The organism is Methanobrevibacter curvatus (genome assembly GCF_001639295.1).
In the GTDB taxonomy this organism is placed as follows: Archaea; Methanobacteriota; Methanobacteria; order Methanobacteriales; family Methanobacteriaceae; genus Methanoflexus; species Methanoflexus curvatus.
Genome location: NZ_LWMV01000190.1, coordinates 1 through 16,703 on the forward strand (window position 1 = coordinate 1; position 16,703 = coordinate 16,703).

Here is a 16,703-nt window from a genome sequence, read left to right on the forward strand (position 1 = left end):
ATTTAACTCTTTTTTCAATTTTTAAATCTTAAAACATATTTATAAAAGAAGCAATTTTATATATAAATAAATTCTTGAAGAAAAAATTATAGTTTTTTAAAAAATAATTTATAAAAATTGCTTAAAATTTTTAAATTAATTTATATGTTAAAAATGATTAAATATGATTAAAATTGTTTAGAATTAGATTTATTAAATTAAATTGTTCAAAAAAAGATAAAAAATTATAAATAAATTAAAAAAAATTAAGAAAAATAAATAAAAGAAGAAATAAAAGAATATAAAAGGAATAGAAATTATATTAAAGTTTATGTTAAAAAAAAACTATAGTGAATTCCTTATAATTACTGCTTTTTCTGCAGCTTCTTCCATTGAAATTTCAAAAGGAATTCCTGCTTCTTTTAGTAGTTTTTGACCTTCTTCTTCATTGGTTCCAGTTAAACGGATGACAATATTCACTTTTCTATCAGAAGAATTTAATGCAGCTATTACTCCTTTTGCAACATCATCTGCCCTAGTAATTCCACCTAAGACATTTAAAAAAACTACTTTAACTGGAGGATAGTTTAAAACTAAATTCAAAGCTTTTTTAATTGTTTTTTCTGATGCACCGCCACCAATGTCTAAAAAAGTAGCTGGTTTTCCACCTTTTAACTGTATCATGTCCATACCCGTTAAAGTAAGCCCTGCGCCATTCCCTATGACTGCTATATCCCCATCTAACTTAACAAATGCAAATTCTTTGGATTTATAATTGTTTACTTTAGCCAAATTTTGGTGCCTGAATACTGCATCATTCTCAATCTCCAATTTAGAATCTGCAGCAATTAAACCCTCATCAGTTAAAATTAGTGGATTAATTTCAGCTATTTGAGCATCATACTTTTGAAATAAACTGTATAACTTAGATATGACAGAACCAAGCGGAGAAATTAAATTACTTTCAACTCCCATTTTTTTTGCAATTTCCCTTGCTTGATATGGAAGGAATTCAGCTAAAGGATTTACATAAGATTTAATTATTTTATTTGGATATTTAATAGCTAACTCTTCAATGTCAACTCCCCCTTCTTTGCTTACCATTATAATTGGTTGCTTTGCTGCCCTATCAATTGAAATAGAAAGGAAAAACTCTTTTTTTATATCTGCCTTTTCTTCTACAAGTAAGTGTTTGACTTTTTCGCCTTTTATTTCCATGTTTAATAACTCACTAGCCATGTGAAATACTTCACCAGAGTTCTTAGGAAATTTTATACCCCCTGCTTTTCCTCTTCCTCCAACTTTTACTTGACTTTTTAAAACAACAGGTTTTTCCATATCTGATGCAATATCCACTGCTTCTTCAGCAGTATATGCAACATGCCCTTCTAAAATGCTTATTCCTTCTTCTTTAAATATTTCTTTGCCAATATGTTCAAAAAACTTCATATTATACCTTTAGAAAGTTATTATTAAATTATATTAATTACTAAGTATTAATTACCAGTATTAACTGCTAATATTAATTACTAATATTAATTAGTATATTAATTAGTAATATTAAATTAAAATTAATTCAATATAATGCTATTAAATTAATTCAAAATAATGTTATTAAAAATTTTATTAATATTATATATATTTATTTTAATATTTAAAAATTATTAGATTTCTTAAGTATCTCATGCCAAATAAAAAAAATAATTAATAAAAAATGAAAACTAAAAGTTTTTAAATAAAAAAAAATATAAAAAATAATAGCTTGAATTTTTTTTAATATACTCATACTTAATTTAAAAATATATAAAAAAATAAAAATGAATAAATCAAGCATAATAGTTTTTTGGAGAATAAATAAGATGGATGAAACTTTATTAATGCTTCCTGGTCCTACAAATGTTGCCCCAAGAGTTTTACAAGCAATTGCAAAAAATGTTGTTAACCATAGAAGTGCTATTTTTGGAGAAATATATACAGAAGTAACTAAAATGATGTCAGAATTATTTAAAACTCAGAATAAATCTTATCTTTTAACTGGTTCTGGTACTGCAGCTATGGAAGCTTCAATAGCTAATATAGTAAATAAAAATGATAAAATTCTCAATGTAATTGGGGGCAAATTTGGTGAAAGATTAAGAGACATCACACTTGCTTATGATGGGGATGCGAAGGAACTTAATGTTGAATGGGGAACTACAGTAAGCCCTAAACAAATCAAAGAAGCCTTAGATGAAGATGAAAATATAAAAGCAATTACTGTAGTACATAATGAAACATCAACTGGTGTAGCTGCACCTATTGAAGAGATTGGAAAAGTAGTCAAAGACTACAATGCTTTATATATTGTGGATACTGTTTCATCCCTTGGTGGAGACCATGTAGATGTTGATAAATACAACATAGATATCTGCTTTACTGGTTCTCAAAAATGTCTTGCTGCACCTCCAGGAATGTCTGCTATTACTTTAAGTGAGGATGCTTGGAAGGTTATTGATAGTGTAAATTCTAACACCTATTACTTAGATATGAAAAAATACAAAAAATTTGGTGCTGGAACTCCACCTGAAACTCCATATACTCCATCTATCACCTTAATATATGGTATTCATGAAGCTCTAAAAATGATTGAAGAAGAAGGAATAGACAATCGTGTTTTAAGACATGAAACTGCTGCTGAAGCAACAATAAATGGTGCAAAAGCATTAGGACTTGAATTATTCCCTAAAAAAGAAGTATCATCTGCAACAGTAACTGCATTAAAAATACCTGAAGGTGTAAGTGATTCTGATTTAAGAGGAACTATGAGAAACCAATACAAGGTAGAACTGGCTGGTGGACAAGATCATCTTAAAGGCAATATATTTAGAATAGGACATATGGGCAATATTAACTACAAACAGTTAGCCATTACCTTTTCTGCACTAGGAATGACCCTAAAGAAATTAGGTTTTGATATTGATGCTGGTGCTGGTGTTTCTGCAGTCACAAAGTCATATTTATAAAATAAAGCCGTATATTGAGTCTTAAATCAAAACTTAATAACTTAATAGATTAATAATTTAATAAGTTAATAAATTTAAAATTATTAAATTCCTCTTTTTTTATTTTTTCTTCTTTTTCTAAATTTTTAAAAAAAACTCTTTTTAAATTTATCCAATATTTTCTCTTTCTAAATTAATTCAATATTTTTAAAAAATTAATGTAATGGAAATGTAAAACGATTTTGAAAATATTATAATAAAACATTACAAAAATGTTAAATTAGTATTTGAATAAGATAAAAATATAAAAATTTAAAAATATTAATAAAATGAATATAAATATATAAAAAAATATTAAAAATATTTAAAACATTATAAAATGAATAAAAAGTATAAAATATTTTAAAAGTATCCCCCTAAATATCTTGATTTTTTTGAGTTATTTTTATATGGTATAATAACCAAAATATTTAAAGCTTCCTAATGAAAAAACACTGCTAAATAAATTATAATTATATATAGATGACTTTTATTTCATTAATCATTACATCTCTATGTATTAATGAATAAATGTAACCAATAAAAACAAAATATTTATAAAAATACGCCTGTGTCAAAAACTTGGGGTAATGATGAAAGTTCATGATTTTTAAAAATTAAGAATTTGGTGAGTTCTGCCTTAAGATATATTATTTACTTAAATAAAACATTTTAATAGCTTTGGATTTATTACAATTTCACGAAAATTCATATCTATTTGAAAAATCATAATTTTAGACATTGCCAAAATTATGTTAAAAAAATAGCATTTGTGTTGAAAAAACAATGTAATATTTAATTCACTCATAAAATAGGTGTCAAAATAGGTGTCAAAAATATCAAATAGGTGTCAAAATAGTAAAGTATATATACCATAAAAACTTCATTGATCTTTATTATTAGAGAAAATAAAATGTTTATTATCATATTTAGGATGGAATTTATATACTAATCCGTTATTAGATAATTTATTCAAATCTCTAATTGCAGTACTTTTAGATACACCAAAATGTTCCATATATCTATTAATAGAAAAAGAATAGCCTTCATTAACAATTAATGTTAATGCAACTATTTGCCTATCATTTAATCCTAATTCTTTTAAATTAATAGTATTTGACTGGGTTGCAATTACTTCCATTAGTTCCTCTTCAGTACGACCATAGAAAATAGTATCAAAGAATCCTCCACTTTGTCTAAATTCTGGTTTTTTCATTCCATTATCTTTCATAATAGTGTTCATCTTACCAATACCAGTACCATATTTCTCCATATCCTTAGTTCTATGGAATAACTCACAAATTCTCCCATTTCTATGAGAATAACGACCCTCAAGTGAACTAATTTTTAAAGGAGGAATTAGATTACCTGGGCTCGTAATCTCAATTCTATCTACAAATATAGAAATAGATACAGATGCACCTACAAGATCATAATCCCTGTGAGCCAAAGCATTGACAATAGCTTCTCTTAAGGCATCATAAGGATATTCTGGAATATCAGTTCTTCTAAATCCATCAATCTTTTGAGCTACCTTAAGTTGCTTATTTACAAAAATCTCAATCTCATCTAAGAGCAAAGGCATAGGATACTTAAATTCCCTACTATCAATAATATGGACTTTATCTCTTCCCTGAAATCTAGCTATTTTAACCTCATGCTGTTGAATAAAGCTACTTGGATTTTTAGCAAAGAACAATATTCCCGCATTGCTAATTTTAAAGCCAGATGATGAATATTCTACAACTTTAGCCCTATTGGCTAAAAAATCTTTAAGCTCCTCATCAGTAGAAACATCTTCCTTAATTTCAGCTTTCTTGAGAAAATAGTTAACTTGATTAATATCTATATCATCTAAACTTAGACCTTCAACTGTTCTCTCATCAAAGGGCAGAGTATTTTGGTATACTCTATTAGAAATAAATACATCTAAACTTTTTTGAACCTTTTCTAATAAATTTTTTCTACTGAATTTATTATAAGTGACTTTATGAGCTTTTTCAATGAGCACTTTAGTTTTCTCATCAGGAGTTATATCTTCAAGAATAAACATGAAAGTGTTTAAAGAATTAGAACCATTTATAAATAAATCAAACTCATACTCTGAAGCAGAAATACCATTATCCTGAATTTTACCATATTCTTGCCCTATTAAACCAATGAAGATATCACTACTTAAAACTTCATTTGAATATATTGTGTTAGGAGATCTTCCATCAGCAGGAACATCTTCAAAAATAAATACATCAAATAATTTTGAATATGGTAAATTATTTTCAATGAATTCTTTTATAGAAACTCTCTCATTTTCAAACTCAGCTTGGTTACTACTTACAAAAATCTTAAGTTTAGACATTATACTCTCCATAATTGCTATTAATAACATTTCAAAAATCTAATATATAGATATTTCTATTTAGGTAAATAAAAATTAATATTTTAATTATCTCTCTAACTTTAAACATCCTAAAATTAACAATACATGAACCAGTCTATCATCTATTTCATAAGTATAATACCAGGATTGCAAATTCCATGACTAATATTATTTCTTATATTTCCTTTAATTGGGATGTATTTTAAAAAAATGTGTAAAAAGCTACTTATGAGATATTAAAAAAGGGTTGTGGTTAAGTACCACTTAGTTATTAAATAGACAAAGACTTTTCATACCCAATAAATATATTACACTGTTTTTTCTATCTTTTATACATTATATTCTATTAATATCATATAACAGCATTCTATTTATTTCAATTTTGTGTATTTAAAGATAGTCTAATGTCTTCTCTAGCGAATTATGATAGTAAATTTCTGAATTATCTCAACACCATTTAAATAATAGTATAAATAAAAAAATATATTATATGACTTCATTAAATTTATACTGTTATTTATTTCCAGATATTCTTACAATAGGATAAAAATAAAATTATTAAGGATGTGAGAGAATTCTTTCAAATAAACAGGAAATAAAAATTATTAATCTCTATGTTTCTGGAATAGATGAAGTTCAATCAGAATTAAATGAATTTATTAGATTAGTAGCTGAATTGAATTCCACAATAGCTTCAATGCAAGGGGTTTTATTTAAAATAATTGGAAATGAATACATTAAAAATTTAGAAATTAAAAATCTTAAAAAAGGAGTTAAAAAGAGATTTTTAGTTTCTAAAGAAGACATATTATTTTTTGAAGACGAAAATACACAATTTAAAGTCAAAGGAAAATATTTTACAAAAATCAAAGAGTTAGAATCACCTAACACAAAGCAAAAAAAAGCAAAAAAGCAAAAAAATGTCTCAAAAGATAAAAGTGCTAGAAAAACAAGCTATAAAATCCAGGACAATTGGGAAAATGTTTTTATAATAATAGCTGGAAAAAAATTAAAAAATGAAAAATACAGCTTAAGTAGAGATTATAGAGATTTTAGAAAAACTAAAGCAAAGTTTCTTATTTATTTTACTGAAAAAGAAGAATTGATGGATGAAAGTAATCAATTTTATCAAAGAAGATTAAATAAATTCAAAAAACAATTAAAAAATAGTAATTATGATTTTAAAAATTTTTATAGCAATGCTGAATTATTAACATTCGTAAAAAAAGATTTAATGGATACAATAGCTACTAGTAAAGAAAAAATTGGAAAAAACAAAGCATCTGATAAAATTAAAATAAATAAAAGCACTGTAGATTGGAACAATCAATATTCAAGTTTTTACATTCTAACAGCCATTGGGAAATATTTAATTGAAAACAAAATCACTAAAAAAGAAAAAATAGCCATTGATAATTATTTAGAAAACCATCAGGTCATTTTAAATGAATATAATAAGACATTTTTAGAGAATTCATTAATACATTCAGCAAAACATTTAATTAAAACAAAAATAATCAATCCAAGTAAAAATGACTCTAAAAGAATTGTTAAAAGCATAGAGGGAAATTATGAAAAAGAAAAAAATTTAGAAAAAGTTATATTAAAAATCGAAGAATTTCCATTAAAACATGGTTTTAGTGAAGATAGCTTATTAAAAGAAAAAATAGCAACTAATAATTTCATCAATAGACTTGAAAAGCAAAATAAAGAGCTTAATAATGAAAATTTTGAAGATGACGATGATTTTAAAAATAATGATTGTTTTGAAAATAATGAGGATTATGGAAGTTATCATGATTTTGAATTATTGAAAGAGTTTAATATAAATGATTTAAATACCATTTATCCATTATTAGAATATATTTACCAAATTAAGGATTCAAAACTAAGAGTAGTTTTAGAAGAAATAAAAAAAGAGTTAAATGATAAAATAGAGGATAAAAATGAATATATTAATAGCCATTTAATGTATTTATCAACATTTTTATTTGATTTAAATCAACAATTAAGCTATTTTCATGGCTATCTCGTTGATTTATATGGTGAAGGAATAATAGAAAATTTTTTCAACATAGAAGAAGAAGAATTTGAAAATGAAATAAGAGATTTTGAAGAAAGCATTCCTGAAGAAGATAATTTCTACAGTGAAATAGAAGAAGAAATATTCAATGAAATAGAAGAGAAAGAATCAAATATAGCAGATTTTATAATTTCAACTAACGATTTTCTTGATGACTGGAATTATTACTACAATCTTTTTAGAGATGAATTTATAAAGACATTAGAAATGAATATTAAGCTATTAATTTTAACAATAGTCTACATACAAATAAAACAAGAGGATACAGCAAAAAATAAAGAAAGTGATGATAAGGAAGAAAAAGAGATAAATAAAAATAAATATGATGTGAATAAAATTTTCATATTAATTGATTACATTGAATATCAAATACAAATATCTATAAATTATCTTCAAGATATAAAACAACTGAATAGCTCATTAGAAAATATAAAAATTAAAAAAATTAACAAACAATATGATTTAGTTAGAAAATCCAGTAATAAATGGATAACTAATTTAAATAAAGTTCAAAAATCATTAAAAATACTAAACAAATTCAAATAAGCCATTGAGATTTTAAATATTAAAAAAAGTAATTAATTAACTAATTAATTGGAATATCTGGCTTTGGAAGAGGAATATCTTCCTTATCAACAATTATTTCATAAATAACTGGAGATAAAATGGATTTAGAATGTTCAATAGCTATTTTTAAATCTTCAGAAGTTTTAACTAATTGATACTCGATTCCATATGATTTAGAAAGTAATTCAAAATTAGGATTGGACAAATCAACTTCATAATTATCCATTTCAAAAAATAAGTGTTCCCATTGCCGAATAATTCCTAATTGTTGATTATTGAGTAAAAAAATAGCTATTGGCAAATTATTTTCTGCTATTGTTGCTAATTCTTGAATATTCATCTGTATTCCTCCATCTCCAACAATAACAATTGTTTTTTTATCTTTTTGAGCAAGATTTGCACCTATTGCTGCTGGTATTGCATAACCCATTGGAGCAATTGTTCCAGAAGCTAAAAATCTTCCTGATTCATTTGGATTTGAAAGAATAGCTGCCCATGTAGTGTGAGACCCTGCATCATTAACTGTAATACTGATTTTATTTTGATTTAAAATATGATAAATAACATGTTGTGGCTTTAAAGGTGAAGTAGAATCATATATTCCAGGAACACAATTTTCAATATCTTCATCATTTAAATAAATTTCATCTAACCAATTTTCATCTATATTATTGAAAAATAGCTTATTTTTATCATTATAACTAATATTTAGATTACTATTTGAATTATTATTTAAATTAATATTTGAAATATTATTTAAATTGTTATTTATATCATTATTTGAATTATCATTTGAATTCTTTAAATCTAAAAGAGAATTAAATTTATTAAATAGCTCTTTTATGTCCCCATATATGTTAATTTTTCCTTTAAATGAATTGTTTTCATTATTTACATGAATAATCTTATGTTTGTAATCATTAAAAATATTATGAATATTAGTCAATGATAATTTGTTAACATTTAAACTACGATCTGATAATTTAGCACCCAATACAAGTATGCAATCAGAATTTTTAAAAGCATAGTTAGCTATTGAACTTCCACGAACACCAACCATTCCAAGATTTAACTTATCATCACTATTAATAACACCTTTTCCATTATAAGTATAAGCCATTGGGACGTTATTTTTATGTAAAAACTCTTTAAATTCAGTTAAATAATTTGAAAAGAATATTCCACCACCAACAATGATTAAAGGTCTTTTAGATTCTGTTAATTTATTAAATACCTCTTCAAATCTAGAATAATCATAATTAGGAGAGTATGTTACTACTTTATTTAATACATCTCCAAGATTTTCATCTAAAAAAACATCTTTAGGAACATTAAAATGAATTGGACCTGTTGGTCCATTGAGTAGTCTTTCAATGGCTTCTTTAAAATCAACAATGGCTTTTTTTCCATTATGAGGATTAAATGATTTTACAACTGTAGGTTTAAAAAGAGAGTTTAAATCAAAGTCTTGAAATGTTCCAAGACCTTTAACATCTTGAGAAACATCGGAAGTTATAACTAATAAGGGAATGCTGTCCCTGTAAGCTGTTGCAACTCCTTGAATCAAGTTAATAGCTCCAGGACCAGCTGTTGAAACACAAACTCCAAATTTTCCTGACGAGCGAGAATAACCATCTGCAGCTATTCCAGCACCTTGTTCATTTCTACAAAGAATATGTTTTATTTTAGATTTACTTAAACCATAGTAAAATGGGAGAATTTGCTCCCCAGGATGTCCAAATACATATTTTACTCCATTTTCCTCTAAAATTTTAACTAATGCTTCTGCTGTATTCATATTATCTTTAAAATTTAAAAATTATTATTTAGCATTATTTGTTATTATTTAATATTATTTCTTATTATCCATTATTATTTCTTATTATCTATTATTATCTATTATTATTTGTTATTATTTGTTATTATCTATTATTATTTGTTATTGTTCATTATTCATATTAGTATGAGTATTAATTAGACTAAATTATTAAATAAAATCTATAAATATTATAAAACAATTAAATGATTATTTAAAAAAAGAATAAATATCGTAAGATATTGCCCGTATACTAACTCTCATGGATCATTGGTAGTTTACCCTTTCCTCCCCGAGCAACCCTCGAAACAGGCAGCCTATCTAATGCTGGGTTTCTCCTAATCATCAACAGCTCAGCTTTCCTCATAGAAGGACCATAGGCATCAGTCATTAAAAATGATATGACAATAAAATATATGTCATAAATAGTATTTAATTTTATGCCTATCAAAACACAAAATAAGAATAGTAATGCTGTAAATTTACTGGATATCTCATTCTCTGAAAATCTTCACAAAACTCAATAAGCATTTCAACATAGCGGAATATATATTGAAGATCCTAATGTCTAGAAAATTTTAAAATACTTACAATACCAATAATTTTCACATCATTATATACTGATGTCTATTTCATTGTCTTTGGAATATGATAACCAATTTCCGTTTTCGATTATTTCTTCTTGTGCAAGTTCTAAGAATACTTCTTTTTTCTGATTGTTTTCATCCTCGAATTTTTCAATAGCTTGAGAGTACAAATTAATCATGTTTTTATGATCAGAGATTTTTCGTGATAACGGTAGTTTTCCATAATAATTAGAGAGAAATAGTGTAATAGCTGATGCTAAAACAAATGCCATTTTAAACACATCTCTTAATAGGAACTCTTGGTTATTTTGCATTAGTAATATCTTACTTAGAATACCTAATGGAATTTCTACTTGTACAAATGAACTATTAGCAAATTCTAATATTAACATTATTAATCCTAAAATCAATGATAAAGTTAACATCAGACGAGTAAAAATAGTATTTATTTTCTCTTGGACTTTGTCTTCTTTAATTTTCTTAGTATGATGGTTTAGTTGATCTTCAATCCATTGAGATTTTATATACTCGATGTCAATGTTTTCTTTTTCATCTTCACCAATTAAAGTTACTTCGATTGCTTTATGTATCCATAGAACTTCATTTCTTTGTACCCATGTTAAACTTTCATAAATATTGTTTGGGATTTCTAAAAGATTTAGAAAAAATTCTACTCTTAAACATTCTGCTAAAACACGATATTCTAAAAATTTTCTATGATACTCTTTTTTATTTATAACATAGAGATATATGGCAGCACCTATAAAAATAAAAGTGTACATTATCATTCCTAAATTTAATTTTGCTTCATCATAAATCATAAACGAAAAAACAATAAGAAAAGCAACTCCAGAAAAAAATTTTAAGTTAAAAATATATTTATCTTTATAACTTCCTGATAATTTACCTGCGTGACCATGAAGAGAGTCTATTAATTTAGCTTTTTTAGTTGAAACCTCTTTATCAGATAATAAGGGCGATGATTTTTCAGGATTTTTTACTACATCTTTGTTAAACTCATCAGTTTTATCTATTATCTCATCTAAACAGTCTTGATCCGGATGTTTAAACACTTTAAAAGGGTCTCCTATATCAGGGCTTTTCTCTCTAGGAGTTCTAATTTCTATAACTTGATCTTGACTTGTTTTAAAATATGGCATATTAACATCATTATAGCTATGATTTAATTTAAAATCTATTGCTTCTGCTGTTCCACACCCCCCTTGAGTTGGATCGCTTCCATCATGAAGTGCTAAAAGAATATGGCTATGTTTTGCAATGTAAATTCCAGCTTGACGATATCCAAAGTGTCGTGTTTTCCTGTAAACTTCATCATCATTTAACTTACATTTAAGGGAATCCAACTCATTTCTTGATTCTGTATCTGGAACTACAAAATACTCTCTTACATTATCAATATATTTCTCAAATTCTTCAAGTGCATCTCCTTTAAAATCCCTCTTAAAATCTTCAAGATCTCTGGGTAAAGGAGCCACAACATCTATATCTAACTCTAAAGCTATCTTTGCACATAATTGATCAGCACCTTCAGCAAGACTACTTAACAATAAAAAAGGAGAATTTGGATATTTTTCCATTAAATTAGAAATTTCACTATTTACTATACTCTCTAATTTAGAAATATCTTGGATTCTCAAATCACGATGCCCACTCACACCAATTACTATTGGGATTCTATCCATATTTTAACCTCTAAGTAATTTTCTCATTTAACTCTCAAAAAGATTTAAAACTAATAATGCTTTATATTATTTAACATCTCAATATTCACTCATGTCTATCCGTTTTATTATAATTATTTTTTAAATTTTTCGATTAAAGACAATCCCCATTTTGCCATTTCAGTGGCTTTTTCCTGAGAATCACTTTCCGAAAAACATCTAAAAATCGGTTCTGTTCCTGATGGACGAATTATTACCCATCCATTATCTTTAAATATTTTTATTCCATCTGTAGTATCAAGTTTATATTCTAAAGTAGCTAGTTCCTTAGTTATGCTTTCCATAATTTCTTGTTTTTTCTCATCGGCACATTCACATTTCATTTTTTCTGAATAATAGACTGGAAGTTCATCCACTAATGAGGATAATGTTTTTTTCTCTTTAGCCATTATTTCTAATATTTTAGCCACAGTTAATGCTGCGTCTCTTCCATAAACGAAATCTGGAAAAATAAGACCTCCATTTTCTTCTCCACCGAAAAGCCCATTTTTTTCTTTTAACTCTCTTGCAACTAAAAGATCACCTACAGCAGTAGCTATTACTTCTCCATTAAATTCATCTGCAATGTCATAAATAGCTGTTGATGTTGCAACTGTAGTTACAATTAACCCTCCATTATTTTCTTTTAACATTTGTTTTTCAACCAAAGTAAATGTTTTATCTCCTAAAACATAACTTCCTTTTTCATCAATACATATCGTTCTATCTGCATCTCCATCATGAGCTATTCCAATATCCACATTTAGACTTTTAACAGCATTTATTAAATTTTGGAGATTTTCTTCATTAGGTTCTGGGTTTCGACCAGGGAAAAATCCATCAGCATGACAATTTAATGTTATTACATCACACCCAAGTTTTTGTAAAAGATATGGGGCAGTAAAACACCCTGCACCTGATCCACAATCAAGGACAACCTTTAGTTTTGCATTTTTAATTGCTTCTCTATCAACTTTTTCTAATACTTTATCAATGTATTCATCAATTATTCTATCATTGTGGTAGAGATTTCCAATAGCTTTCCAAGAGGCACGTTTTGGATTTTTATCAAAATAGTATTTTTCAATAGCTATTTCATCTTCATATTTAAGACCTATTCCATCTTTATCTACAAATTTAATTCCATTATAAATAGGAGGGTTATGTGAAGCTGTTACTATTATTCCTCCATCATAGTAATTTTTAACTGCATATTGGATTGCAGGGGTTGGAAGAATCCCCAAATCTACAACATCACAGCCTGAAGATAAAAGCCCTGAAATAATAGCATATTTTATCATAGGAGTTGTTGTTCTAGTATCTCCACCAATAGCTATTTTCCCTTGAAATATTGTTCCATAACTTGCAGCTAACATTGAAGCAAATTCAGGAGTTAAAACATCATTAGCTATTCTTCTTACACCAAATGTTCCAAATAATCTCTTGCCAGTAATCATAATTTTCCTCCATTAACATATAAAATTGAAAATATTAAACAATACAGTCCCCATTATCATTAATATTATTATTTTGATATCCTAATTAATTATCCCAACTTTAAATCAAAATATTGAATGGTTGTGTAACAATTCGAAAATCTAATTTTTCAAATTTAATTAATTAATCTAAAATTAGATTTATAAAATTATAATGAATTTTATTATAAAAATAAACATAAAAATTTAATAAAATTCCATTTTAACTAATATTAGTGCTTATTTTCTAAAAATAATTATTTTTAAAATATTTAATTTTTATTGTTCTTTAAAATATTTTAATTCAAATTTAACTAATTAACATTACTTATTTACTAATTATAATTATTTTTAAATATTTATTTTTTTTATAAAAATGAGGGTCGGACAAAAATAGCTTTTTTCAAAAAAAGTTTCTTCTTTTGCTAAACAAAGGATTTTTCTAAGGTTTTGACAAACTGATATAGAATTTTGTCCAACTCTCAAAATAAGTATTAAAAATTTACATACATTTTAGCAGAGCTTAATTAAATTATCTTATTTTTACAAAAAATAATAATTGCACAGCATTTTGATATAAATTTTCTAATTTTTGTGGACTTATAAAACAATAAAAAATATGTATTTTTTTAGTAATAATATTATATTTTGTCGATTATTGCTGTGATAAAAAATAAATTTTTGAGATTGTTTAAATTTATGATGAATATTTATATTAATTATTAATAAAAATTAGTCACAATTAAAATTAGATATTAATAAAATGTAATTTACTTAACTGTACCAAAAATCCATGGATTATAATCATTTGGAACAATAATCTTGTTTTTTTCATTGCCTTTTATTGTAGCATTTGCATCACACCAATCCCATGATTTAATTTTTCTTTGATCAGATATCTCTGATTCATCATTGTTATTATCTAGGGATACTTTCACAATGCCTTGAACACACTTAGTTTTTCCCTTACTAAGTTTAATAAACTCGCTATTAATCTTAGATAGCATTTGTTCGGATTGTAAATTTTTTTCATCATTTCCCCCAGTTAGAATTTCAGCCAATGCACAAGTGGCTGGTCCACTAACACCATTCAGTATAACAATAAAATTTTTTTGGGATTCTGGAAAAGGATTTTGCATCAACAAGAAATGAGCAAGTAAATTCCATTCTACATTGTCATTTTGTTGTTGATAACCATAAGGTAATTGTACAATATTTCCGTTACCAATGCGGAATCCCCTACAATTTTCATTAAATTCATCAAAATAAGGCTTTTTTGAAAAGTACCTAGGTTTAGATTTATTAGGCATGTCTTTAATTGCAATTATGGTATTTAAGTGATCTGTTTTATTCATATCATCACTAGAGTTAAAAATAATATTATTAATTTCAGCCTCTTTTTCTGATTCACTTATAGTTTTATCTGTCGAATATGCATATGCCAACAAAATCTCAGTCAATGCATTCACATCAGCTGAAGCAACAAGGATACAATCCTTTTTTGCTAAAAGTTCTTTTACATATGTATGATATGATTTAATAACATCTTCACTATAATCTAGATCAGAATGTTTCTCCTTATTTGTCACTCTAGAACTACTAGATATAAAACGTTTACGACCAGGATCATAAACAGGAGGCTTCAACTCTGGTATCACTGTAGAATCACTAGATGCAAGATACCTAACTAACTCAGAAACAGTCCGTTGATCCCAATCACCCACCATTTCACGCCCTAAATCTTCATTTTGAATCGCACCTGTAAAAATATGGATTTTGCCAGAGTGTGCTAACCTATTCCAAAAACGATTTTTTTCAATATAAGGCAAATCCCTCATCATCAATTCGGAAAACCCATCTGAAAGTAAATCAGGTAACTCAATAGGCTTAATATCGCCATAATCAATATACCACAGTGCTCTGATATCAAAAGCCAAAATATGAGGTTGAGATATGTCGTCCTTATCCAAATTCTTATTTTTAGAATCAATGAATGGCAAAATAAGTTCTCGTCGTTGACTATTTTTAAATAACTCCCTATTAATAGTTCTATATATAGGAATAGCATTTATGCCTCTTGCATGACAATATCCTAGCCATAAATAGGACATGGGGGACTCTCCTGCTAGATCAATAACACAACAAAAAGCCTTATCCACTTCTTTACATATATCATTGAAATTATAAGAAGTATTCTCTAAATTAATCGTATATTCTGATTCATATTTTGCATTTTTAGATTTATTTTCATTTACCACAATATTTAGTGTCTTTGGGTTAAGCTCTGATTTTTCACCATTATTCTTATCAGAGTCTATAGTTATTACATTCTGTTCTTTCAAGATATTCCTAATTTTTTCATCATTTTGTGCTACATCATGTATTGCAATGTTGATGCTTCCTTCCACAATGTTATGAAAAGGAAGTTCAATATCATCATTCGCTGATATTTCATCTAAGGAACTATTGTTTGAGTTTTCTGGGGCAATATCCTTACTCATAATTGAAAGAGACACTAAAGAAAATCCTTCAGACGAATCTTCAATGTCCTTTGTAATAATATGTCTAATGTGTATTTCTTCCCTCATAGCACCTGTCCCTGGATATTTCAATACTTTTTTATTGGAATCAATGTAATCTATAAGTTGATCTACATATTTTTCATAGTAGTCAAGCTGATCTTTACAAGCAATCATAATAATATCTTTTCCTAGACCGAGTGCTAATCCTAATTCATACATTACATTTGGGTTTGGTAAAGAAACATCTACTATTACATAATCTGATTCCTGAATTGGGCGACATATCTTTTCACATGTTATCGCACCAATCCTAGTCATATCATTTGCATCCTTAATATTAATCTTATAATCAATAGAGAATTTCTATAAACTCCAATATAAATATTTTTATTTGCTATTTGTATTTTTTTTGTGAATTTATTTTTTTTTTGTGTTCTTTAAATTGATATAGAAAGGTTTATATAGGATAATATATATATTTAATACCATGTATGACTTGAATAATTATTTTATAAATAAACAGTATGCGAAAGTTGAAGAGTTAGGTGATCGTTTG

8 protein-coding genes are annotated in these 16,703 nt (G+C 26.3%); 2 read left to right on the forward strand and 6 right to left on the reverse strand.

Annotated elements, in window-relative coordinates:
• Positions 1-324 precede the first annotated feature (324 nt).
• Complete coding sequence (gene sucC / locus MBCUR_RS07190; protein ID WP_067092046.1) at positions 325-1,428, reverse strand: ADP-forming succinate--CoA ligase subunit beta; 1,104 nt, start codon at positions 1,426-1,428, stop codon at positions 325-327.
• A 410-nt stretch (positions 1,429-1,838) separates the two neighbouring features.
• On the opposite strand from sucC, the gene MBCUR_RS07195 reads away from it, so the two are divergent.
• Positions 1,839-2,981, forward strand: a complete 1,143-nt coding sequence (locus MBCUR_RS07195) for a pyridoxal-phosphate-dependent aminotransferase family protein (protein WP_067092048.1) — start codon at positions 1,839-1,841, stop codon at positions 2,979-2,981.
• Positions 2,982-3,882: 901 nt separating this feature from the next.
• On the opposite strand, the gene MBCUR_RS07200 is transcribed toward MBCUR_RS07195, so the two are convergent.
• Positions 3,883-5,355, reverse strand: a complete 1,473-nt coding sequence (locus MBCUR_RS07200; RefSeq protein ID WP_067092050.1) for an ATP-binding protein — start codon at positions 5,353-5,355, stop codon at positions 3,883-3,885.
• A gap of 697 nt (positions 5,356-6,052) precedes the next feature.
• On the opposite strand from MBCUR_RS07200, the gene MBCUR_RS07205 reads away from it, so the two are divergent.
• A complete protein-coding gene (locus MBCUR_RS07205; RefSeq protein ID WP_157077704.1) occupies positions 6,053-8,005 on the forward strand; it encodes a hypothetical protein in 1,953 nt (650 codons plus the stop codon).
• 40 nt (positions 8,006-8,045) lie between these two features.
• Here MBCUR_RS07205 and MBCUR_RS07210 read toward each other — a convergent pair whose 3' ends face one another.
• The 4 genes from MBCUR_RS07210 to MBCUR_RS07230 form a co-directional block, all read right to left on the reverse strand.
• A complete protein-coding gene (locus tag MBCUR_RS07210) occupies positions 8,046-9,824 on the reverse strand; it encodes a thiamine pyrophosphate-binding protein (RefSeq protein WP_067092054.1) in 1,779 nt (592 codons plus the stop codon).
• Between the two features lie 631 nt (positions 9,825-10,455).
• Complete coding sequence (locus MBCUR_RS07220) at positions 10,456-12,132, reverse strand: hypothetical protein (protein ID WP_067092058.1); 1,677 nt, start codon at positions 12,130-12,132, stop codon at positions 10,456-10,458.
• Between the two features lie 113 nt (positions 12,133-12,245).
• On the reverse strand, positions 12,246-13,607 hold the full coding sequence (glmM, locus tag MBCUR_RS07225; RefSeq protein WP_067092060.1) for a phosphoglucosamine mutase: 1,362 nt from the start codon (positions 13,605-13,607) through the stop codon (positions 12,246-12,248).
• A gap of 788 nt (positions 13,608-14,395) precedes the next feature.
• Positions 14,396-16,213 carry a hypothetical protein gene (locus MBCUR_RS07230; RefSeq protein ID WP_157077705.1) on the reverse strand — a complete coding sequence of 606 codons (1,818 nt, stop codon included), beginning with the start codon at positions 16,211-16,213 and terminating at the stop codon, positions 14,396-14,398.
• Positions 16,214-16,703: the final 490 nt, after the last annotated feature.